This is a genomic window from Flavobacterium psychraerolatum, from assembly GCF_025960985.1.
Lineage (GTDB): Bacteria > Bacteroidota > Bacteroidia > Flavobacteriales > Flavobacteriaceae > Flavobacterium.
Genome location: NZ_JAOQMX010000013.1, coordinates 1 through 24980 on the forward strand (window position 1 = coordinate 1; position 24980 = coordinate 24980).

Genomic DNA, 24980 nt, shown 5'->3' on the forward strand with positions numbered 1-24980 from the left:
GCTCTTGAACTACTCCAATACTTTTTCCAGTCGCAATTTCGACAATAGCAGCCTTTACTGATGAACTTCCTATATCAAATCCTATGTAATACATTGTTTATCTTAATTATTACTATTTAAACTCCTTTTCAATCCTTACTGTTAATTTCAATTTTACGACACGCTTTTTGTTCTCAATTATTCCTCTCTCTTTTCTCATTCTTTTATAAAAAGAGTAATGAGAAAAACCTTTGATCAAACTATTATAATTATTCTCACAAGAGTGCCATGCTATTGAAAATTATTTATTTTTACGAGGATAAAATTATACTATTCATTATTATATTGGTAAAAAAAAGAAGAAACAGTGAATTGAAAAACAAAATAAATATAAAATATTTATTTAGAGAAAAACTAACCCAACCCTAATGACTACCAAGTATTTACACTTGTTTTTATTCAAAAAAAAAAATAATATTTAACTACTTAAAGGTTTACGTAACTTTTTCGGTCATATCAAAAAAGAGGTTGTTTTTACAGTAATAAAGTATTCACCAACTACTTATAGTTTAATTTTAAAATAAAATTGCTTCAATAAATTTGATTAAATTACCCAACAAACAATAAAAAAATAACTACAGAATTTAAAATGTCTATTATTACTGTCTATAAAGCACTTAATAACAGCCATGCGATAATCATCAAAAGAGAAAATAAGTTAATTACAAAAGAGGCAAACAAGGAGCCTCAAAAAATTAATTCATTAAATACTATCCTAGAATCATTTATTTATCCGTATTAAGTTTTCCAAACCTTATACAAAATGGTTTGGCATATGTTCGGTTGGAAAAATAAATAGGCTTCTGTTTACAATATATTTTCAACTGATTATCAAGTCAATACCAACAGTTTTCGAGTAGTTAAATTTTTGTTCCCTACCATTATAAATTAATAATTCATGAAATTTGTATAGCATATTATAAAAGGCCCTTCGTAAACTGGAACAATGAAATAAATAAGTTCCAAAAGTCATTTTAATCGAAATCTCTTTTACTTTTGCCAAATGTTAGAAATTCTATACCAAGACGATTATATTGTAGCCATTAATAAACCGAGTGGCCTGTTAGTTCACAAATCATTTTATGCTCGCGATGCAAAAGTATATGCTATTCAAGAGTTGAGAAATCAGATCGGAGGGCAACATGTTTACCCTATTCATAGACTAGACCGAAAAACATCTGGCGTCTTGCTATTTGCACTTGACAAAGAGGTTTTAAAAATCATGAATGATCGTTTTGCCAATCGGGAGGTCGAAAAAAAATATTTAGCCATTTTACGTGGTTGGTCACCTGAAGAACTTACGATAGATTATGACCTAACCAATGATGATGGCATTACACAAAATGCAATAACTTACTTTCATCGTTTGCAAAAAACTGAAATTCAATTAGAGTTTAACAATAAGCCCACATCACGTTATTGTTTGGTGGAAGCAATTCCTGAAACGGGTCGAATGCATCAATTACGGAAGCATTTCAAACATATTTTTCACCCCATTTTAGGAAGTCGTCCACACGGTTGTAACAAACAAAATAAATTATGGTTGGAGAATTACGAACTGAAAGGAATGATGCTTCATGCACATCAATTAATTTTTAATCATCCTATAAATAATACCCCCCTAATTTTGAATGCAAAGATTAACGATGAGTTTAGCAGAGTGGGTACTATTCTTAACCTCGATTTGAGTAAATATAAATACACATCCTAAAAACACTACTATAAGTCTTAAAAACTGTTTATATTTTTTAAAATTAACAATAAAAAACTTTGTTATTATGTAGTGAAAGTAACTTAAAAAATTATTTTTATTGTATCGAAAACATTGGTTACAAGACCAAAACCACCAAATAAACACTTCTTACTCATCGTTAAGAATAATAAACTTTTTCAACATCAACAGACTCGCTTAAAGTTTGCACACAAAATAACCCCATTCCTAATCTATAACGAAAAATAATTATTATCTCAATCAATTTGAAGCGACAGCTAACAAAATAGCTACATAATGACAGACCGCAGCAGTTAGTACAAAAAAATGCCAAACCGCATGATTGTACGGATATTTTTTCCATAAATAAAAGATAACTCCTATAAGATAAAGAGCGCACCCAATAAGAATCATAGTTAGAATATTATTGGGAATACTTTCGAAGAAAGTACGACCGCCAACCACCATGATACACCCCATTCCTATGTAAATCAGTGTTGACAAAATTTCCCATTTGCCAATAAAAAAAATCTTATACAAAATTCCCAATGCTGTAAGACCCCACAAAATAGACAGTAAGGTAATCCCAAATGAATCAAGCATATACATTAATAAAAACGGTGTATAAGTTCCCGATATTAAGAAATAAATACTAATGTGATCTAGAATTTCGAGTGTGTGTTTTGCCTGCGGATGCTGGATTCCATGATATAATGTTGAAAAAGTAAAAAGCTGTAAAAAACAAAAACCATATATAGCCGCACCAATAACTCCAAAAGTATTATTTGTTTTGGTAGCAAATGCTATAAGGATCGGAATACTTATAATTCCAAAAATAATCCCAAAACCATGCACTATACTATTGACTAGTTCTTGGCTAATTTTTTTATTTAATTTTTGATTTGGCATATCGGTCTTTTCGACCTTTTTAATAAGTGGCCTTTTTGTAAAATTACTCAAATCTTCCTTTATATCGAATCTGTTTTTTACCAAATTTATCAATTATTGAATGTTTTCAGTAATGCTAAACCTAAAACAACAATCCTTATAACCTTATTTATAATCACGATGGGAATCATATAACTACTGCTACTAATTCCATAATAACTTTTCTTATACTACTTTATAACTTTGTAATCCTATGATTTTTTTTTAAGAACCATAGTCTCCGTCTTAGGAATATCAATTTCAAATATTCTTTTTATAAATACATAAGGAATTTTCCTTAAAGCAATAAAACTAAACACAAATTACCATGTCTATACAAACAGTTAATCCATACACTAATAAAACAATAAAGTCATTTGAAGAAATGACTGAAACAATAGTTAACGATAAAATTGAAAAAGCAGCAAAAACTTTTTCAGAATGGAAGAAAACAAGTTATCAACACAGAGCAGATTTACTACGGCGGGTAGCCAAACTGATGCGCACAAAAAAAACTGAACTAGCTGAAACCATCACTCTAGAAATGGGAAAACTTCTTTCACAAGCAGAAGGTGAAATTGACGTGAGCGCTTCTATATTAGATTACTATGCGGAGCATGGAGAAACATTTCTTTCCGACAAAATACTCGACCCCGAATATGGGGCAGCTATAATTCGGAATAACCCCATAGGAGTCCTACTAGGTGTAATGCCTTGGAATTTTCCTTATTACCAAGTAGTCCGTTTTGCAGCACCAAACATTATGGTGGGTAACACTATAGTTCTTAAACACGCTTCTATTGTCCCACAATGTGCTGCTACCATTGAGAAACTGTTTCAAGAAGCAGATGCACCAGAAGGATTATATACTAATTTATATATTAGTGGTGAAAATGCATCAAAATTGGTTTCGGACAAAAGAATAAAAGGTATCTCCTTAACAGGAAGTGAAGAAGCAGGTACTAGCATTGCCATGGAAGCTGGCAAACACTTAAAAAAGGTAGTACTGGAATTAGGCGGTAATGATCCCTTTATCATACTTGAAGATGCAGATATCGATAAAACAGTTGAGTGGGCAGTTGTAGGACGGATGAACAATAATGGACAATGTTGTGTTGCCTCGAAACGGTTCATCGCAGTAGAAGCCATAGCCGATGAATTTCTTCAAAAATTCAAAACAAAACTTTCAGAAATGAAAGTAGGTGATCCAATGGACCCTAACACCGATTTAGGTCCGTTGAGTAGCGAAGCTGCTGCAGTACATCTGGCCGATCAGGTAAAACGTAGTATTGAAGAAGGCGCAAAAGTACTTTTGGGAGGAAAACGACCTAACTGTGAAGGTGCTTTTATGGAACCAACCATACTTACCGACTTAAAACCAGGAATAACTGCTTACCATGAAGAACTATTTGGCCCAGTAGCCTCCTTCTATGTAGTAAAAGACGAGCAGGCCGCTATTCATTTGGCGAATGATTCTGAATTTGGTTTAGGTGCTTCCATATTTTCTGAAAACATTGAACGTGCAAAATCAGTTGCTGATCAAATTGATTCTGGAATGGTTTTCATTAACCATCCTACTTGGACACAAGCAGATCTTCCATTTGGTGGAACAAAGCAATCAGGGTTCGGCCGAGAACTTTCAGAATTAGGAATTCAAGAATTTGTAAATAAGAAACTAATTCGTATTAGCGGATTAAATGATCCTTTTTAGAAAGTAATGAATTCCAAAATTTTACTTACACAAGCAAATGCAGACTGATTAAAAATTTAAAGCATATAAAAATTTAACCTTAAGTAATCCTTATTATTTCTTTCAAATACAGAATTAATATTGGTTACTTAAAATTATCGAAAAAGAACAAAGACTATTATTAATTTATAATAAAAAAAACATGAACAAACAAAAACAAAATGTACTGGTAGCAGGTGCTAACGGAACAACTGGAAAAATAATTATTGAAATATTAAAAAATTCCAATACTTACGAACCGATTGCAATGGTTCGAAAACAAAGTCAAAAAGAACAATTTGAGCAAGAGAATGTATCAGCAGTCTTAGGAGATCTAGAAAATGATTTGAGTGATGCCGTAAAAGGTGTACATAAAGTAATATTTGCCGCAGGTTCAAAAGGTGAAAATGTGATTGGAGTAGACCAAGAAGGCGCAAAGAAACTAGTAGATGCTGCCAAAAGTGCTGGAGCCATTAAATTTGTTATGCTAAGCTCTATGGGAGCTGACAACCCTGAAGCAAGTAAAGAGCTGAAAGATTATCTGAAAGCAAAACAAAATGCTGATATTTATTTAAAATCTAGTGGCATAAGCTATAGCATAGTACGTCCTGGATCATTAACAAACGAAAAAGGGACTGGTAGTATTCAATTAAAAGAAAAATTAGACAAGAACGGAAAGATTTCAAGAGCCGATGTTGCACAAACTTTGGTAGATTTATTGGAAGATAGCACAAAACACAATCAAACATTTGAAATTATCTCTGGTGAAATACCCATTAAGACTGCGGTTATGAACTAACTGAATCTAAACGATTAACTCAATTAATAATCACCCATCTAAAGTATCAAATGCATATTTTAAGTAGTGATTAAATCCTCCTTATTTTAAAACTGTATAAAGAAAATGAATAGTTGATTGTTCAGAGAAAAAAGCATTACCCATAAAAAAAAAGCTGTCTTGGAGGAGACAGCTTTCTAAACAAAATTATTAAATACTAACATTATGAAAAAAAACTTTAAATATTTATTATTCTTCTGATACTAATGGTCTTTGAATTTCCATTGCAACTCCCAATAATGCAACAGTACCTTTATCATTATACATTGTCATGTTTAAAATATCTAACACAGCTAATTTCCTCGAAATTAAACCACTGAAATTATTATACGAAATATTCATTTCTTTTAATTGACTCAAACGCTCTAACTCCATTGGAACATGTCCAATAAAAGTATTTTCAAACAAACTCAAATTCTCCAATAATTTCATCTCTGCTATACGAGGACTTAACTCTCCAGATAATTTATTACTATTTAACAACAACACCTTCAATTTAGAAATTTCATATAATGATGTTGGAATTTGTCCTACTATTTCATTATTAAAAAGAGATAATACTTCTAAATTTTTTAAATCTCCAATTTTAGCTGGTAACTCACCAGTCAATCTATTCATATACAAACTTATAGTAGTCAAATTATTTAGATTACAAATAGAAGCCGGAATACTTCCCGATAATTGATTAAAACCAAGATCTAAAACCTTTAATTCCTTCAACTTATTCAATTCATTTGGAATAGCACCAGATAATTTATTCCTATCTAATATCATTTCTTGTAAACTAGTCAAATTTACAATTTCAAAAGAAAAAACTCCATTTAAATTATTATTGGATAAATTCAAAGCAACCACTTTATCACCTTCTAGCTTTACTCCATACCAAGATGATACAGGAGAGTTCAAATCCCATTTTTTATTCCAATTAACACCATCTGTAGCATTATAAAATTTCACAAGTGTTGCGCGGTCTGATACCGAAACCTCTGCAAACATTAAAAAAGAGAATGTGACAGTCAGAATAAAAGTGTATAATTTTTTCATAACAGTGTATTTGGATGTGTACTTTTTATTACTTAGGATTAAATATACTCAATATCTAATCCTAAATACTAAAATAACCGACAAGTTACACTAAAAAACACATAAAGTAATCTAAGGATTACTTTATTGAGATAAATACATATAGAAATTATTATTTTTTTATATTGCTAAAAAGCTCACTTTCAAGTAGAATCATTAGATTTATTTGACCAACCAAAGAAAGCGTACAATTGGAGAAGAGAATTCTGATTACCAACTTTACAAATAAGAGTAACTTATTTGCATTTAAACTACAAACCTAAAAAAACTTATTTCGATCACTTAAAATGAGTATTTAAATCTATATATCTTCAATAGAGGTAGCCAATGAGAAATCTTTGTCGGTTACTCCTCCAACTTCGTGGGTAGACAATCGTATGGTTACTTTATTATAGACATTAAACAATTCCGGATGGTGATTTTGTTTTTCAGCCAACAAACCTATTTGCATAATAAAACCAAGGGCATGGCTGAAATTATTAAAAATGAACTTTTTCTCAATTCCATCACTTTTGAACTCCCAACCTTTCAACTTTTCGAGTAAGGGCTTCGCGTTTATATCGGTATATTTTTCCATAATTAGTCTTATTTTAGAATTATAAAATTAGTTAAAATTTCCCCAATGGTTTTCTATATTAACTTTAAATAGTACTTTAGACCATTAAAAATCGCCTACTTCACTTTGATACCACAATTTTCCTTTAAAATTTACACTTCTACTAAAAACATACCTACAGAATGGGATAGTCTGGCTACAAAAAACATTTTTTTGAGTAAAGATTATTTGAGTATTCTAGAGAAATCCGCACCTGAAAACATGGAATGCTATTTTATAGGTATTTTTAAAGACAATTTATTAGTTGGGATTTCTTTAGCGCAATATATCAACCTAAGTCAAGTGAACTCCTTGGGTGATCGTGACCATTGTTTTAAAACAGCAATCAAAAATTTCTTATTCAAAAGATTTATTTCTAATGTACTTATAATAGGGAACAATATGCTCACTGGACAGAACTGTTTTTGTTTTAGCGATACTATTACTATTGAAGACGGGATAGCAACTATTCATAACGCTACTGATGCAATTAAAAAGCAATTAAAAATCCAAAATAAAAAAATTCACCTTACGGTTTATAAAGATTTCTTAACAACTAATTCCACTTTATTTAAAACACCAAACTACAAACCCTACTATCACTTTAATACACAACCAAATATGGTTTTCAATATTAAAGAGTCCTGGCACTCAATGGATGATTATCTTGGAGATTTGAATAAAAAATATCGTGATCAATATAAACGCGCTAGAAAAAAAGCTATTGGAATTGAAAAAAGAAAACTTTCACTAGAGGAAATACAAAAACTTCATTATAAAATCAATGAACTTTACCTTAACGTAGCACAAAATGCTCCTTTCAATACTTTTTATTTATCTGAAAATCATTTTGAAGTATTTAAGAAAAAACTACATGACAATTTTTTATTCTACGGTTACTTTATTGACCAAGAACTAATTGGTTTTAATACTCTTATAAAAAACGGGAAAGACATTGACACCTATTTCCTTGGTTATGATGAAGGCTTTCAACGAGAAAAAATGTTATATCTTAATATGTTGTATGATATGATTGGCTATTCGATCAATAAAAAATACAAACGTATTATTTTTGCGAGAACAGCATTAGAAATCAAAAGCTCCGTTGGTGCATTACCTATTGAAATGTTTGGTTTAATAAAGCACAAAAACTACTTTGTCAATTTATTAATGGCAAAAAGCTTTGCTTATTTTGAACCTAAAATAGAATGGAAAGAACGAAATCCTTTTAAATAAATTTTAGATTAAAATACTGCTACCTTAATCTTTTCCGTCGCAATGGAGACGTTCAGTTCATTCTCTGTCCCCATAAATTCTCCATCTATTTGAAAATTAACAGGGAAACTAGTTTTAATTACAGCAAGATTGGTTGAGATTATTTCGATTTCATTTTCTTTTTTCATTTTTATGCCCATCATGATTTTACAAAAAATTAATAGATTCATTTTTTTTACAATAACCAATTCGAACTTACCGTCATTCAAAATTCCCAGTGGATTAATAACAACACCTGTTCCATATTTTTTGGCATTAGCCATCACAATCATTCGAGCTTCACAATCAACCACTTTATTGGATGCCGTTATATGAACTCTAAACGGCTTTTTGGCGTGAAGCAACGTACGGAATACCTGTAGCGCATACCCCCACTTACCATGAACCTTACTTTTTTTGTAATTTTTAATTAATTCGGCATTCAAACCAATATCACTTAGATGTAAACTTTTCTTTCCATTAATAAGTACGATATCAATTTCTACGTAGTCATGACGAAGTGCTATCTCCAAATTTTCATCTAAAGTTTTGATTAAATCCAATTCGACTGCTAGTCCGTTTGAAGAACCCACAGGTAAAATTCCACAAATTATGTCTTTTCCTGCCATTGCTTCTCCTACCAATTTTAAAGTCCCATCTCCACCCGCTACAATAATTCTATACGGCTGACTAGTTTCATACATATTTTGAATACCGACAACATCATCATGACCTGTGGTTCTGTATACCACAAGGTTAAAATCATTATTGTTTATAAAATCCCTAGTTGCCTCTACAAACTCATCCTTATCAAAACCACCTGAAACAGGGTTCACAACAAGTAAGACATTCTTTTTCAACATTACTTTTCTTTAATTGGTTATCTTTAACTAAATTTAGTTCTTTCTCCAAAGATACTACACTTATGAAGCCTATTTTAAAATTATATCGCGGTTATGCCAACGAACAGGAATTAATTGTCATGGGGCATGTTTTCCAACCAACGAATAAGAAAGATTATGACTTTTTATCAAAAAAATTCAAAAATGCTACTGCTACCATTAATATGTTCCGCATTAAAACCCAAGCAAATGCAACGGTCTGTCTAGAACATTATAATAAAAAAATAGAAACTAAAACATTGAATGATGGTTATTTTAAATTTTGCATCCCTTTACAAGAGAATCAATATGGTTGGATTGATTATTCTGTAAGTATCATTTACAAAAACCAAACCATCACTACTAAAGAAAAATACAACCGCCCAAAACAAGGAGATTTGGGGATTATATCTGATATTGACGACACTTTTTTAGTTTCTTATACCGGAAATCCTATCAAAAAACTATACCATCTTTTATTTAAGAATGTTACAAAAAGAAAGATATTTGAAGATGTGGTCCTACATTACCAAGCCTTAAGTTTGGCAGGAAGAGATAATGATACGGAAAGAAATACTTTTTTTTATGTTTCTAGCAGTGAGTGGAATTTGTACCGACTCATTATCAAATTTACAGAGATCCATCAATTACCAAAAGCAGTATTACTATTAAAGGATATTAAAACTAGTTTAAGACAATTATTTTGGTCTTTTAATCCTGAGAGTCACAATCATAAATTTGACAAAATAAAACACATACTAGAGTTTTACCCTCATTTACAATACATATTATTGGGTGATGATTCGCAAGAAGACGCTTTTTTGTATGAATCTATTTGTAAAATATTCCCTTTGAGTGTCAAAGCAATTTATATAAGACAAACTGGAACATCCAAAAAAAATAATATTTCTGCTGTTTTAGATAATATTACGACACTAAAGGTTGCTGTTTGCTATTTTGAACATAGTGCACAAGCTATTGAACATTCAAAAAAAATAGGAATTATCCACTAATCGTTTAAAGAACTCATAATAGCCCAGATAGAAATGGAAATCCTTTTTTAAAAAACACTATTTTTTTGCGCCAGTTGCAGAGCGACCAAAGGAAGCTCCTGCAACTGGCTAGCAAAAAAAGTGTTTTTTAAAAAAGATTGGAATGAATAGCTGGATTAGCTACAAATTATCAATTTCTCCTTGTACCTTTTCCCAATCTAATAAAAATTGATCCAAATCGGCTTTTTTCTTGTTATATGCTTTAAAGAAAGCTGCGTCTTCAATATGTTTATCGTAGCTAGACGCTAATTTCTTATCATCAAGCTGAATGTCTTTCTCCAATTGCTTGATCTGACTTTCAATTTTACTTAACCTATTGTTTAGTGCCTTTCCTTTCTTTTGATCTTCGTAGGATGTTTTATTACTTTCTTTTGGAGCAACTGCTTTTTGAGCATCTTTTTTCTCGACTTCACGCATGTTTTCGAGGTTACGTTGCTCTAGGAAGTAATTGATGTCTCCCAAATATTCTTTGATTTTTTGGTCTTTAAACTCATACACAAGATTAGACATTCCTTGCAAAAACTCTCTATCATGGGAAACTAATAGAAGCGTACCACCAAATTTTTGCAAAGCAGCTTTTAAAACATTCTTGGATTTGATATCTAAGTGATTTGTTGGCTCATCCATTAACAATACATTAATTGGCTGTAGTAGTAATTTACAAAGTGCCAAACGGTTTCGCTCACCACCCGAAAGTACTTTTACTTTTTTGTCAACATCATCTCCTCGAAACAAGAAAGAACCTAGCATATCACGTACTTTACTACGGTTGGTATCCATTGCGGCATCTTCCATGGTTTGCAGCAAAGTAATTTCACCATCTAAATATTCGGCTTGGTTTTGAGCAAAATAACCCAATTGTACATTATGCCCAAGTTTAATATTTCCTTGGTATTCAAACTCTTCTACAATTGCTTTTATGAAAGTTGATTTTCCTTGACCATTTTGACCAACAAAAGCAATTTTACTTCCTCTTTCTACCAATAGATTGATGTCCTTCAAAATAGTTTTATCACCATAACTTTTGGTAACATTTTCGGCTTCTACCACTACTCTACCCGGCTCTTTGGAAACTGGGAAGGAAATATTCATTACCGAGTTATCATCTTCATCTACTTCAATTCGTTCAACTTTATCCAATTTCTTGATTAAAGATTGAGCCATAGAAGCTTTGGAAGCTTTGGCACGGAACTTTTCAATTAACTTTTCAGTTTCTTCAATTTTTTTGGTTTGATTCTTTTGCGTAGCCAATTGTTTTTCACGAATTTCGTGACGTAATTCTAAGTATTGAGAATAAGGTTTGTTAAAGTCGTAGGCTTTTCCTAAGGAAATTTCAATCGTCCTATTAGTGACATTATCAAGGAACATTTTATCATGCGAAACAATGACAACAACTCCTGGATAATTACGCAAAAAACTTTCTAACCAAATGATACTCTCAATATCCAAGTGATTTGTAGGCTCATCCAGTAACAAGACATCATTGGATTGTAATAACAATTTTGCCAATTCGATACGCATTCTCCAACCTCCAGAGAATGTCTCTGTTTGATTATTGAATACTTCTCTTTTAAAACCTAAACCTAAAAGTATTTTCTCAGTATCTCCAACATAATTATAACCACCTAGCAAATCAAAACGATGTGTGTTATCTGAAAGGTCTTCGATTATTTTGGAATATTCTTCACTTTCATAATCCGTTCGGGTTACTAATTGATGATTTATTTCTTCTAATTTTTTTTCTACAATTTTGATTTCCACAAAAGCTTCATAAGCTTCTTCCAAAACCGTTCTTCCTTGTTCAAAATCGATGTCTTGACGAAGAAATCCCATACGAACATCTTTCTCCTGTGAAATAACACCAGAATCAGGTTTGAAATCTCCAGCCAACATTTTGAGCATAGTGGACTTTCCAGCACCATTTTTACCAACGAGACCAACTCGGTCTCCAGCTCCTAATCGGAATGTTACTTCTTCGAACAAATAAGTACCTCCGAATGAAACGGATAAATTGTGTATATTAAGCATATAAAGTGACTAAAGTTACAAAGGCTACAATCCTAAAATTGTATCTTTGTTTAAAATTTTTACAAATGTTAAAAAAAGGATCCAAACTAAATAGCATTTTAACAGGAACTTGTCCGAAATGCCAAAAAGAAAGTATGTATGTGGATAAAAATCCCTACCATTTAGGCAATGTATTAAAAATGAATGAAGATTGTAGCAGTTGTCGGCTACATTATCAAATTGAGCCGTCATTCTTTTACGGTGCTATGTATGTAAGTTATGGTCTAAATGTAGCTATCGGAATTGCAACTTTTATTATATCAAAGATAATCTTTGACAGTACATTAAAAACATCTTTCATTGCCATCATTACTGTTTTAATTCTTACCGCACCTCTAATACTTAGATGGTCAAGAAATATATATATTAATATGTTTGTTGATTATGACCCCACATTAAATCATAAAGAACAGAGTACAAAGCATCAAAACTAAAAAAGGTGCAATCGATTACTATTTGGTACCAATAAGTACAAAACAGCCAAATATTTTTAATTTCTAAAATCGCTATATAAAATATTCGGTAATGATCTTCAATAAAAACTAAAAAATTATAACAAATAGTGTTTTGGTTTAATTCGGCTAATATTGATTTCATCGTCTAATGGAATTCCTTGCTCAATAGATTCAAATAAAACTTTTGCCATAGACGGTCCTAGCATTACACCACGAGTACCTAACCCATTTAACAAATGTAGGTTTTTGTGTTCTGGATGAGTACCCACCAAAGGACGCCTATCTTTCACTGTAGGTCTTACACCAGCAAAATGTTCAACTATCTCAAAATCACAAGTAACAATTTCGTTAATCCTTTCCAACAATTCTACCTTTCCTTCTTCAGTTGGTAAATTGGTTTTATCTTTCCAATTGTATGTTGCCCCAACTTTGAACAAGCCTTCTCCAAGTGGCAAAATAAACACACTAGTGTTCACTATTACATCCAAATCTAGTTCTGGAGCTTTAATGATAAATAATTCTCCCTTAGTACCATCCAAAGGCAGGTGTTTAAAATAAGGATTAGCGTGCATTCCAAATCCTTCCGCAAAAATAACATTTTTAGCTTGAATATCTTTGTATTGAACATAATCTACTTTATTACTTAGTTCTGCATAATTAAAAGTTTCTTCGCGCAAAACATCCAAATGAATCAAATACAGTTTATATGATTTTAATAAAGCTGCCGTATCCACATAACCAGTATGTAAAACTTGTCCATAATCAAAAGGAGAATCAATACCTTTAAATGTATCTGTAACTAACGTAAGTGATAAGAAAGGAGAAAGACTTGGTTTATCTGAAGCAGTAAACCAATTATTTTGTTCTTCGATTGAAAAAAACTTACGTAAAATTGGCTTTTTAAAATCAAACTGCTGTCCAAGTTTAGATTCAATTATAGCATAAAAAGACTTCATCAACTCCAATTGCTCCTTAGCCCTCCAAACCTCACTAAAACGTTTTAAAATAACTGGATTGTATAATCCACCGGCGATCCTAGAGGAATTTTGAGAATTATTATCAATAACGATAATGGATTTATTGTTTAACAAAGCATTCTCTGCAAAAGAAATCCCTGCCAATCCCGAACCTACTATTAAATAATCGACCATTTATAAAAGTTTAAAAAAATGAAAAGCAAAAAAAACTCTTACTATTTAAGTAAGAGTTTTTTATATAGTTTACTATTGATATTAGTAATTCCACATATCTGATTCGAAATTACGAATCTTTTCTTTCACCCTCTCAGCCTCAAGCAACTGGTTCTGAGCATTATCTTTCATATAGTCTTTAATTTCTCTATCTCCGTATACATTTTCTTCTTTATAGATAACACTATTGAAACGTCTTGAATTTAAAATTTGATCGAAAGAAATTGGCATTGAAGAGTTTTTGTCATTAAAAGATTTTGCCTCATGTAAAACCTCTCTAGCAGACGGGTAGAAAATCCAAAATAATTCGATATAATCTTTTTCATCATTATTCATTGTATAAACATCTGGTGTAACTGGACAAATACCCAATAAACGATATTTCAATTCACCTTGACGCTTATCAAAATACCAAAACCCTTTAATTTTATATTGTGTTACATCTTGTGATGTTAAATCTGAGCGTAAAATATATTCAGCAGAAACAGATCTTTTACCTGCGTTAATTTGCTCACGACCAGCATCGGTAGTATCAATTCTAGACAAAGAAGATTCAATATCTTTAAAAGTTTTTTTAGTATTAAAATAACTATCTGAATATACCTCAGTGATTTTCCCGTTCTTAACAGCAGTAGTTAAAACTGAGTACAACGAGCGTCTATCAGAACCAATGTTTTCATCGATAGGAAAATATAATGGAAAATTGATTCTTTCACTTAAATCAATAATTTCCCAAACCGTTTTCCCCATCAAAATATCTCTATCATGAACATAACCATATGCCAATGGCTTATCGTTATCCGATATCATTTGAGCTGCAGTTTTAAGTCCAATTTCAGAAGGTACTTTTGCATTCAACAAATTAGATTGAGCAAAAGATACTCCACTCCAAACTATCGAAAACATTACCAATAAAACATTTTTTACATTCTTCATAATGCCATTATAAAATATTAAAGATTTTCCTTTCTTGAAAAATTCTTATTTATTGTATTTCAAAAATAACTGGAGCTGTTCTAGGTAATAAATAACTACCAGCACCAACCAATTTTGTTTTAATATCAGAGATCGTTACTTGATCTCCTCTTCCTGCTTTAGAAAGAACTGATTTACATTGTGCGTTTAATTTATCTCCTTGAACTACAACTGTAGCTTGACCAGTGATTTTCATATTAAATCCAACAACATTCAAACCAACTTCAAAATCAAAGTCTTCTAATTTCGCTCCAATAGTAGCTATTTCTAGATTAGACTTGGGTCCTTTTACTACACCCGTTTCTCCACGAATAGTACCTGTAGGACCAGGAATTCCTTTAATTCTAAATACTTTCTTATCTGAAACTTTCTCACCATTTGGGAGCGTACCAGTTACCACTATACTAACTTCGTTACCTCCACCAGGAGATAAATTATATCTACCTTTACCCGCTGGACTTAACCCTGGAGCAGAAGCGGTCACTTTATCAGCAGAAATACCCGCAAAAGAAACTGAAATAGGATTCACTACTCCTCTATACACCACATTCATTTTATCAGCAGAAATAGTTGCCGAATTAGGTTTTGGGACAACTACATATTTACCACTAAATTTAAGAGGGATATTTTTTCCATCCTCCATAAAACTAAATTGACCATTGATACTTTGCTCTCCAATCCCACCTGCTGTAAGAGATATTACTGCTTGGCCATTTACAATTTTACCAGGTCCAGCAAAAGCTGTAGGCTTTGTATTAGCGTCGTAACGCCCTAAAACAACTTTACCTGTAACTGTTTCTCCTTGAAAATAAGCATTTTTATCCAAAACAACAATCGCTTGATAATTACTGTAAGAAGCAGCAGCTACAGCAGCCTTTCCTAATAGGGTATTATAAACATCCGATTCTACCTTATTAATGTCATTTTGCATTGAAGATAACTTTGCAATAGACGCAATAGCTGGAAAACCTTTGTAATGATACTCTAAGTATTTGATACCTATACCATCTTTATTTTTAACGTCAGAAAGATCCATTTTAGTATCTAACTCACCAATAATCGATTTGAATTTTGCATCTCCACCTAAAACACTTTTTACATCTGCTTTATACTTTTCTACTGTGGCGATAAATTCATTTCCTTTTTCAGAATATCCTTCTGAATTGAAAAACAAATTATCTAACACCTCCGCTTTATCCATTTCCTCGTAAGGCAATTTTCCTGTTTCCTCATCAACTTTAGTTTCACCTAAAACTAAGGATTTAATAGACCCAATATAGTTATAAAAATTTTTATTAATAGTTTGTAATTGGTGTGCATTTTTCGAAGCTACTATAAATTCTCCTTTAGCTTCTTCAGCTTTGGCATCAAGAGCCATTAATAATTGCTCATTGGATTGAGTAGAAGAAGTATTCGAAGCTTCAAATTTTTCATTCATTAATCCAAAAGCTGAAATCACTTCTTTGGATACATTTAATGCTAACATTGCAATGAAAACCAGATACATCAGGTTTACCATTTTCTGTCTTGGGGTTAGTTTTCCTCCAGCCATAATAATATTTTCTAATTAGTTTAAAATCATTTTTAGTATAAAACTAATTATCCTTTATTATTCATTGCAGAAAGCATACCTCCATAAACATTGTTTAAAGAAGACAAGTTTGCCGTCAAAGACTGCATTTGCTCTTTCAATTTAACATTATTCAAAGCTACTTCTTCATTAATCTGAGCATTTTTAGAAGCGCTATCCAATTGTATTTTGTATAGACTATTCAATTTTTCCATTTGATCCGCTGCCATAGTCAACTCATCACTATATTTTTTTGTAGAAGCAATAGAGTTTGCCGTTGGAGCTATTCCTTTAGCTGCCGATTCAAAGTTTTTAATACTATTACCTAAACTAGCCATTAATTCACCATCAATTTTAGCATCTTTAAGCATCGCATCTAATTTCTTAGACAATTGACCTTCCTCGTCAGTAGCAATAACATTTTGTTTTACTGATTTCACTGGAGCAGCACTTTTATCTTTTAATTGTGGATATACATTTTCCCATTTGTATTCATCATCAACAGGTTCAAAAGCTGACAAAGCGAATATTAAGGCTTCAACCAAAAGTCCAATTGTTAACATTCTATTCCCTGTTAAAGGCCCTAATTCTATGTGTGTAATCTTGAATAATGCCCCTACGATAACGACCGCAGCTCCCATTCCGTACGCAAAATTCATTGCTTTTTTACTTAGTAATGCCATAATTTCAAATTTTTAGTAGATTTTTTTTAGTAGATTTGGTTTTTTATTTTCTTTTTGAACCTGGAGTATTTCCTGTCGTCTGTACCCCCATATAATCTTGAACAGTACGGAAACCAATATAACTCCTAGCAGAATCAGCATATTCATAATCTCTAGTAGCTACTTGCAAGAAGTAAGATACATCTTTCCATGAACCTCCACGAACCACTTTACGTTTGTTACCAGAATCTAACACATTAGGATTCATTGAAGAAACAAATTCATAGGCATTTGGGCTATAAGAAGAATCAGTCCATTCGGAAACATTTCCTGCCATATTGTATAAATTATAACCATTAGGATCGTATGATTTAGCTTCTACAGTATATAAAGCCTGATCTGCAGCATAATCACCACGACTTGGTTTAAAATTAGCTAAGAAACAACCCCTGTCATTCTTGGTATATGGTCCTCCCCATGGGTAAGTTCCAGATTCTAATCCACCTCTAGCAGAATATTCCCATTCCGCCTCAGTAGGTAATCTAAAAGAATTAATTAATTCTCTACCATTTGATTTAGATTTAATATACGAATTTTTGTTTAAAGTTCTCCAAGCACAAAATGCTTTAGCTTGAGTCCATTTCACACCAACAACTGGATAATCTCCATATGCTTTATGCCAGAAATAATCATTGTGCATTGGCTCATTATAAGAATAGGAGAAATCTTTAATCCAAACAGTTGTATCTGGATAAATCTTAACTTCTTCAGTTCTAATAAAATCCCTTCTTTTTCCCACTTTTGCTTTCGCTGCAGCTTGAATATCCATCCAAGAATAACGAAATTTTAATTTATCAACATCGATTGTACGCAAACCATTATACGATTCCTCCACTGGAATATACATAGAATCCATTACTTCAACATAATATTCATCTGGATATGCTTTAGGATCTTTGATCAATTTTATTTTTTTATTCAAACGTCTACCTGCGTATGGATCGTCAGATGTACCAATACTATAGTAGTTATCATACATGTATTTATCATATGCAGTCATTTTTTCTGGATCAGAATCATTAAAAGCAAAATCACCAATACTACCCCCTTTGTTTTTTCCAGAACCAGGCTTAATTCCCATTTCATCTGCAAGAATTGCCAAACGTACCCTCATTGTAGAATCCTTTACCCATTCTACAAATTGACGATACTCACTATTTGTAATTTCCGTTTCATCCATATAAAATGATCTAACGGTAACTGTTTTTGTAGGCGCATCCTGTATTCCAGCAACATCTTCGTCTGATTTACCCATGATAAAAGCACCGCCAGGTACCAAGGTCATTCCGTAAGGTTTTTCAGGATGCCATTTAGCACCTTTAACCCCTACTAATTCTCCTTTATCACTTGATTTACCACAGCTAATTAACAGTGTCAAAATTGCTACAAATGCAATGAACTTCTTCATATAAAATCGGGTTATATATTCATTATTTTTCAATGTGTAAACGTATTTATTATTTTATTAAAAAACAATTATTTTACACTAAACAAATTATTTTTTTCAAATTACTAAAAATCGGGCAAACATAACGAATATTACACAATATTTTTCCGTAGAGCTTTCCACCATCTTTCAGGTAATTCTTGATTACAAGCGCCTAAATATTCATCATAGGAACAAGGTAATAACGTATTCCTTTTTAGTTTATTGTCTCCATTTGCAACAAAAGGGATTTCAATCCACCATCTTTCTGTTTTATCACTTTTAAAGAAAATCAAAACTTCCTCTTCAATAGGAACAATAAACTTAATATAGTTCTCTCTACTACCAAATGGATATTCGTTGGAACGATAATGATATCCTTCAATAAAATACCATATAATTTGAGCTATCAAAACTGACTCTTGAATTGTATTTGCATGATTAAAAACCCCAAACAAACTCACTTTATCACTTATACCAGCATATCTTGAAAGGGAACAAATTTCTTTTCCATTAAATCCATTTGGCACAAAAGACACAAAATTTCCTGAATCAGAGGATTTCACAGAAGTCATATCAAGACTAACAATATCAGCATCGCGAAAAACTGGCTCTGCCAATGCTAAGTTATTTGAAATCTCACCTAAACGATAACCGTCAAAAAACAGCTTTTCGATTAAGTCTATTTCTTCTTGTGAATTAAAATAGGTTTGATAACCAATATTACAAAAATTAAAAAGGTTATTTGGCTCATCAATTATCATTTTGGTTAAATAGGAATTCGCAGAAGCAGATTCATTTTCTTTTCCAAAATCAAACTTACTATCAATTGCAACCAAATTAACCATTTGCTCCAACTCATCAAAAGCCCTATACAATGCATAGGTAAGATCTTGTGATCCACCAATTACAATAGGAACTACTCGCTTCTTAATTAATGCCGCTACTACCTTACGAAGCGCAAAATAAGTATCTTCAATTGTATCACCAGGCAAAATATCTCCATAATCAGCTATAGATGCATCCCAATTCCCAGGATATAGAGAATATAATTCCTTTCGAACAGCAAACAAATCAACACTAGAAATAGCTTTATCATCTCCTCTATTATCCAAAACTCCAATTACTGCAACAGCAACTTTATCAATATCTGGAAATTGATTTTGAGTATGAAAAACTACCTTACTACCCAATTGTTGCGGCGAAAACTCCTTAATTAAAGCACTGAAATCTGTACCTAATGGCTTTAAAAATTCAAATTCCATCGTTTATTTCTTTTTAGGTGCTGCTTTCTTCACCACTGCTTTCTTAGCAGGCGTTTTCTTTGTAGCTGCTTTTTTTACTGGTGTTTTCTTAACTGGTGTTTTAAGAGCAATCATTTCTTTAACCTCTTCCAAGGTTAATTTTGTAGCATCTACCTCTTTTCCAAGTTCTATTTTTAATTTTCCTTTTAAAATTACAGAACGACCCCATCTTGCTTTTTCAACCAAAATTCCTTCTTCCTCCCAATTATGAAGTACTTTATCTATATTTTTTTGAATTTTATCATCAATCAGAGCTTCAATATCCGCTTGAGATAAATTATCAAAATCATATTTCTTACTCACATTAATAAACAAACCATCCCACTTGATAAAGGGACCAAAACGACCTACTCCTTTTTGCACTCCTACTCCTTTGTAAGTAGCAATTGGCGCATCGGCTTTAATTTTTTCATCAATCAACTCTTCCGCTCTTTCTTTTGAAACACCTAATGGATCTTCTCCTTTTGGCAACGAAATAAAAACACTACCGTGACGTACATAAGGTCCAAAACGACCATTATTCACTTCTACCTCTTCTTCCATATATACCCCTAAAGCTTTAGGCAATAAAAACAAATTCAAGGCATCTTCAAGCGTGATATTTCCAATATTTTGTTCTTTCATCAAGCTAGCAAATTTTTTCTCTTCGTCTTCGGCATCTCCAATTTGAGCCATAGGTCCAAATTTACCTAAACGAACAGAAACTGGCTTTCCAGATTTTGGATCTGTACCCAAAATACGCTCACCACTTTCTCTTTCTGCATTTGCTTCAACATCTTTTACAGTAGGATGAAATTGATCGTAGAACTCTTTCATCATTACTGCCCAATCCACATTTCCTTCAGCAATTTCATCAAAATCCTGCTCTACTTTAGCAGTAAAATTATAATCTAGAATATTTCCAAAATTCTTCACCAAGAAATCTGTAACGATTGTACCGATATCAGTAGGTACTAATTTCCCTTTGTCTGAACCTGTATTTTCTTTCAATCCTTTTTCTACTAGTTTCCCTGCTTGCAAAGTCAACTGCGTATAATTACGTTCATTTCCTTCTAAATTCCCTTTTTCAACGTAATTTCTATTAATAATTGTCGATATAGTTGGAGCATACGTAGATGGACGCCCAATTCCTAATTCTTCTAATTTCTTAACCAAAGAAGCTTCAGTATAACGTGCTGGCGGTCTAGAATAACGTTCCGTTGCAGTAATAAAATTATTAATTAACTTTTCATTTACTTTCAATGCTGGCAACATCCCTTCTTGTTCCTCCTCATCATCATCATGCCCTTCAAGGTACACTTTTAGAAATCCTTCAAAAAGCAATACTTCTCCTGAAGCAGTAAATATTTCCGAATGATTATTAGCTTGAATTTTAACATTGGTACGCTCCAATTTAGCATCACTCATTTGTGAAGCCAAAGTTCGCTTCCAAATCAAATCATACAAACGAGCTTGATCTCTATCGATATTTACGGTATGGCGAGACATGTCTGTTGGACGAATGGCCTCATGCGCTTCTTGTGCCCCTTTACTTTTATTAACAAAAGTTCGAGGAAAAGAGAATTCTTTACCATAAGAAGTGATGATTTCAGCTTGCGCTGCATCCATAGCATCTTTAGATAAGTTCACACTATCCGTTCTCATATAAGTAATCAATCCCGCCTCGTACAAACGTTGCGCCAATTGCATGGTGATTCCAACTGGCAAATATAATTTACGTGCAGCTTCTTGTTGCAAGGTCGAAGTCGTAAAAGGAGCTGTTGGTGTTTTCTTGGTCGGTTTTGTTTCTAAATCAGAAACTTTATAGGTAGAACCGATATTTTTATTTAAAAAATCTTCAGCTTCTTTTTTAGTATTGAAATTTTTAGGCAATTTAGCTTTAAAAGTCTTCCCTGCTTCATTGGTAAATTCAGCTACAACAGAATAACTTGCAACTGCATTAAAATTTTGAATATCTCTTTCTCGCTCTACAATCAAGCGAACAGAAACAGATTGAACACGTCCAGCAGACAAACCACCTTTGATCTTTCTCCAAAGTACAGGTGACAGTTCATATCCAACCAATCGGTCTAATACACGGCGGGCTTGCTGTGCATTTACTAGATTATAATCAATTTCACGCGGATTATCAATAGCCTTAAGAATAGCTGTTTTTGTAATTTCATGAAAAACGATACGTTTTGTTTTTTTCGAATCTAACTTTAACTCTTCGGCAAGATGCCAAGAAATAGCTTCTCCCTCGCGATCCTCATCACTTGCTAACCAAACCATATCGGCTTTTTTGGCTAAACCTCTTAATTTGGTAACCAAGGCTTTCTTATCAGATGAAACTTCATATTTAGGCTTAAAACCATTCTCAACATCTACCCCTATTTCTTTGGAAGGTAAATCGGCAATATGCCCGTAACTTGATTCTACTTGATAATCACTTCCTAGAAATTTCTCGATTGTTTTCGCCTTTGCAGGTGACTCCACTATTACTAAATTCTTTGCCATTGCTCTATTTTTCTGAGGCAAAAGTAGAAGTTTTTTTTAAATATAATGCTTTTGCTTATTTTTAAAAAAAGTTTTTCTTTTTACAAACACTTAAAAAAAAGTCTTAAAAGCCTACTGTCACGCCTAAAAAACTACTCCAAACCTTACCTGAAAAAAAATCTTTTTCTACAATTCTGCTACAACTACATCAATACCAAACTCTTCTAATTTTGATTTTGTTTCGCTATCAATTCCTGAATCTGTAATTAGGATATCTATTTTATTCAAGTTACAAATTTTACCAAAACCACGAACATTCATTTTAGTTGAATCTGCTAAGACGATAACTTTTTCGGCAACTGCAATCATAGCTTGATTGAGATGTGCTTCTAAAGCATTTGATGTACTTAGTCCAAAATCTAAATGAACCCCATCTGTCCCCAAAAACAATTTATTGCATGAAAATTGCCCCAACGTAGCTTCTGCAATAGGGCCTACGACAGAAGTAGAACTGTTTCGAATATCACCGCCCAACTGAATGGTACTTATAGATGCTTCTCTACAAAGCTCCAATGACACCTTTAAAGAAGAAGTCATCACTGTTAATTTAGTAAAATCTTTAACAATTCTTGATAAATAATGAATATTAGATCCTGAACCTAAAATTATATAATCATTATTACTTATATATTTTAACGCTTCTTTTGCAATTTGCTTCTTTTGCTCAACCTGCAACTCTTCTTTATCGTTAACATTTCGCTCAAACGCGTACAAAGGTTTCTTACTCGCACCACCGTGCGTACGGTGTAATAATTTTTCATTTTCCAGAAATGTTAAGTCCTTTCGAATAGTTACGGTTGAGACATTATGTGTTTCACATAAATCTACCACATTAACATAACCTTTTTGTCCTAACTCGTTAAGTATATCCTCCTGTCTCCTATTAATCAATGCCATTTCTATTTATTAAAATTAAACAATTGAATATTATTCAACACAAAAATACAACAATTAAACAAAATTTTACAAAAACATCGTTACTTTCGTTTTGTTTCGTTATATTTGCATATCGAAACTAACGAAACTAAAAAATTGCAACAATGAAACTTACAGAACAATTATCAAAACTAAAACAAACCCCAGAATGGGATGTAATCATCATTGGTGGAGGAGCAAGTGGTCTTGGAACCGCACTTGACGCTGCCAGTAGAGGATATAAAACCATTTTGGTTGAGGCAGTAGATTTCGCAAAAGGAACGTCAAGCCGAAGCACCAAATTAGTTCACGGAGGTGTAAGATACCTTGAACAAGGAGACATCTCACTTGTTAGAGAAGCTTTAAAAGAAAGAGGTTTAATGGCTCAAAATGCTGGACATCTAGTAAAAAATCAATCTTTCGTTATCCCAAACTACAATTGGTGGGGAGGTTATTTCTACACAATCGGACTAACTATATACGACATGTTATCAGGAAAATTAAGTCTTGGTAAATCCCAATATATTTCGAAGAAAAAAACAATTGAGCTACTTCCCACCATCGAGCAAAAAGGACTTGTAAGTGGCGTAATATATCAAGACGGACAATTTGATGATTCTCGCTTGGCCATCAACATTGCTCAGACAGCTGTAGAAAAAGGCGCTTGTTTACTGAATTACACTAAAGTTGTCAACCTATTAAAAGACGACAACAATCAAGTAACTGGCGTTCAAGTAGAAAACCAAGAAACCGGAGAACTATACGAACTTAAAGGAAAAGCAATCATCAATGCAACTGGTGTTTTTACCAATGCTATCATGAAGTTAAATGATAAAGTTTATAAAAAATATATTGTTCCAAGCCAGGGTATTCACCTTGTTTTCGACAAATCCTTCTTACCAAGTGACCATGCCTTAATGATTCCAAAAACAAGCGATGGTCGTGTACTATTTGCTGTGCCATGGCATGATAAAATTGTGGTTGGAACAACCGACACATTAATCAAAAGTCACAGCCTAGAACCAATTGCATTAGAAAAAGAAATCGAATTTGTACTTGAAACAGCTCAACGATTTTTAGCAAAAAAACCAACTCGTGCAGATGTACTATCTGTATTTGCAGGACTACGACCACTAGCCGCACCAGAAAAAGAAGGAAAAAGTACGAAAGAAGTTTCGAGAAGTCATAAAATAATCGTTTCTGAAACAGGATTAATTACTATTACTGGTGGTAAATGGACCACCTACCGAAAAATTGCCGAAGATATCATTAACAAAGCCATTTCTACGCGTAATTTACCAGCCAAAGAATGCGTAACTGAACATATTTCCATACACGGAAACCTTAAAACAACGACAGCAGACCGTAAAAACCATTTATACATTTACGGGACTGACATACCTAAAATACTTGAACTCCAAAACAAAGAACCTGAATTAAAACAAAAACTACACCCTAATTACGACTATACGTTAGCCGAAGTTGTTTGGTCCATTCGCCACGAAATGGCACGAACAATTGACGATGTATTATCGAGAAGAGTTCGTCTATTATTTCTAGATTCTCGCGCAGCTTTAGATTCCGCAGAAAAAGTAGCGCTACTTCTAGCAAAAGAACTTGGACATAACGAAGATTGGGTAAAAACTCAAATTCAAGAATTCAATGAACTCGCAAACGGCTTCTTATTAACTGAATTTAGAACAAATTAATTA

General features: G+C 32.6%; 20 protein-coding genes. 7 read left to right on the top strand and 13 right to left on the bottom strand.

The features are described 5' to 3' along the window. Positions 1-1042: 1042 nt before the first annotated feature. Positions 1043-1750 (top strand): pseudouridine synthase, encoded by a 708-nt coding sequence (locus M2326_RS06650; protein ID WP_264618777.1) that lies wholly within the window; start codon positions 1043-1045, stop codon positions 1748-1750. A gap of 261 nt (positions 1751-2011) precedes the next feature. Here the strand turns inward: M2326_RS06650 and trhA are convergent, their stop codons facing one another. Beyond that, positions 2012-2659 carry a PAQR family membrane homeostasis protein TrhA gene (gene trhA, locus M2326_RS06655; protein ID WP_264618778.1) on the bottom strand — a complete coding sequence of 216 codons (648 nt, stop codon included), beginning with the start codon at positions 2657-2659 and terminating at the stop codon, positions 2012-2014. A 346-nt stretch (positions 2660-3005) separates the two neighbouring features. Here trhA and M2326_RS06660 point away from each other — a divergent pair, with 346 nt between their 5' ends. Next, complete coding sequence (locus M2326_RS06660; protein ID WP_264618779.1) at positions 3006-4388, top strand: NAD-dependent succinate-semialdehyde dehydrogenase; 1383 nt, start codon at positions 3006-3008, stop codon at positions 4386-4388. Between the two features lie 181 nt (positions 4389-4569). Then, positions 4570-5205: an SDR family oxidoreductase gene (locus tag M2326_RS06665; protein ID WP_264618780.1), complete on the top strand. Its 636-nt coding sequence runs from the start codon at positions 4570-4572 to the stop codon at positions 5203-5205. Between the two features lie 228 nt (positions 5206-5433). Here M2326_RS06665 and M2326_RS06670 read toward each other — a convergent pair whose 3' ends face one another. Further along, complete coding sequence (locus M2326_RS06670; RefSeq protein WP_264618781.1) at positions 5434-6288, bottom strand: leucine-rich repeat domain-containing protein; 855 nt, start codon at positions 6286-6288, stop codon at positions 5434-5436. Positions 6289-6628: 340 nt separating this feature from the next. Then, positions 6629-6904 carry a 4a-hydroxytetrahydrobiopterin dehydratase gene (locus M2326_RS06675; protein WP_264618782.1) on the bottom strand — a complete coding sequence of 92 codons (276 nt, stop codon included), beginning with the start codon at positions 6902-6904 and terminating at the stop codon, positions 6629-6631. A gap of 192 nt (positions 6905-7096) precedes the next feature. On the opposite strand from M2326_RS06675, the gene M2326_RS06680 reads away from it, so the two are divergent. Then, on the top strand, positions 7097-8158 hold the full coding sequence (locus M2326_RS06680; RefSeq protein WP_319800825.1) for an 8-amino-7-oxononanoate synthase: 1062 nt from the start codon (positions 7097-7099) through the stop codon (positions 8156-8158). 8 nt (positions 8159-8166) lie between these two features. On the opposite strand, the gene M2326_RS06685 is transcribed toward M2326_RS06680, so the two are convergent. Further along, positions 8167-9039: a diacylglycerol/lipid kinase family protein gene (locus tag M2326_RS06685; RefSeq protein ID WP_319800826.1), complete on the bottom strand. Its 873-nt coding sequence runs from the start codon at positions 9037-9039 to the stop codon at positions 8167-8169. A 62-nt stretch (positions 9040-9101) separates the two neighbouring features. Here M2326_RS06685 and M2326_RS06690 point away from each other — a divergent pair, with 62 nt between their 5' ends. After that, the gene (locus M2326_RS06690; protein ID WP_264618784.1) at positions 9102-10070 is read left to right on the top strand and encodes an App1 family protein; all 969 of its coding nucleotides are present in this window, start codon (positions 9102-9104) and stop codon (positions 10068-10070) included. A gap of 159 nt (positions 10071-10229) precedes the next feature. On the opposite strand, the gene M2326_RS06695 is transcribed toward M2326_RS06690, so the two are convergent. Continuing rightward, the gene (locus tag M2326_RS06695) at positions 10230-12137 is read right to left on the bottom strand and encodes an ABC-F family ATP-binding cassette domain-containing protein (protein ID WP_264618785.1); all 1908 of its coding nucleotides are present in this window, start codon (positions 12135-12137) and stop codon (positions 10230-10232) included. 65 nt (positions 12138-12202) lie between these two features. Here M2326_RS06695 and M2326_RS06700 point away from each other — a divergent pair, with 65 nt between their 5' ends. After that, positions 12203-12610: a DUF983 domain-containing protein gene (locus tag M2326_RS06700; RefSeq protein ID WP_264618786.1), complete on the top strand. Its 408-nt coding sequence runs from the start codon at positions 12203-12205 to the stop codon at positions 12608-12610. Positions 12611-12726: 116 nt separating this feature from the next. Here the strand turns inward: M2326_RS06700 and M2326_RS06705 are convergent, their stop codons facing one another. The 8 genes from M2326_RS06705 to M2326_RS06740 all read right to left on the bottom strand — a co-directional run bounded on the left by M2326_RS06705 (position 12727) and on the right by M2326_RS06740 (position 23250). Beyond that, positions 12727-13782, bottom strand: a complete 1056-nt coding sequence (locus M2326_RS06705) for an NAD(P)/FAD-dependent oxidoreductase (RefSeq protein ID WP_264618787.1) — start codon at positions 13780-13782, stop codon at positions 12727-12729. An 81-nt stretch (positions 13783-13863) separates the two neighbouring features. Continuing rightward, a complete protein-coding gene (porN, locus tag M2326_RS06710; protein ID WP_264618788.1) occupies positions 13864-14757 on the bottom strand; it encodes a type IX secretion system ring subunit PorN/GldN in 894 nt (297 codons plus the stop codon). A 49-nt stretch (positions 14758-14806) separates the two neighbouring features. Further along, entirely contained in the window at positions 14807-16348 is a 1542-nt protein-coding gene (gene porM, locus M2326_RS06715) for a type IX secretion system motor protein PorM/GldM (RefSeq protein WP_264618789.1), read from the bottom strand. Positions 16349-16395: 47 nt separating this feature from the next. Next, positions 16396-17049, bottom strand: a complete 654-nt coding sequence (gene porL, locus M2326_RS06720; protein WP_264618790.1) for a type IX secretion system motor protein PorL/GldL — start codon at positions 17047-17049, stop codon at positions 16396-16398. A gap of 43 nt (positions 17050-17092) precedes the next feature. Beyond that, the gene (porK, locus tag M2326_RS06725) at positions 17093-18496 is read right to left on the bottom strand and encodes a T9SS ring complex lipoprotein PorK/GldK (protein WP_264618791.1); all 1404 of its coding nucleotides are present in this window, start codon (positions 18494-18496) and stop codon (positions 17093-17095) included. 131 nt (positions 18497-18627) lie between these two features. Then, positions 18628-19779, bottom strand: coding sequence for a formimidoylglutamase (locus M2326_RS06730; protein ID WP_264618792.1), 1152 nt, complete (start codon positions 19777-19779; stop codon positions 18628-18630). Between the two features lie 3 nt (positions 19780-19782). After that, positions 19783-22314: a type I DNA topoisomerase gene (gene topA / locus M2326_RS06735; protein WP_264618793.1), complete on the bottom strand. Its 2532-nt coding sequence runs from the start codon at positions 22312-22314 to the stop codon at positions 19783-19785. A gap of 165 nt (positions 22315-22479) precedes the next feature. Continuing rightward, a complete protein-coding gene (locus tag M2326_RS06740) occupies positions 22480-23250 on the bottom strand; it encodes a DeoR/GlpR family DNA-binding transcription regulator (protein ID WP_264618794.1) in 771 nt (256 codons plus the stop codon). Positions 23251-23393: 143 nt separating this feature from the next. Here M2326_RS06740 and M2326_RS06745 point away from each other — a divergent pair, with 143 nt between their 5' ends. Continuing rightward, a complete protein-coding gene (locus M2326_RS06745; RefSeq protein ID WP_264618795.1) occupies positions 23394-24977 on the top strand; it encodes a glycerol-3-phosphate dehydrogenase/oxidase in 1584 nt (527 codons plus the stop codon). Positions 24978-24980 lie beyond the last annotated feature (3 nt).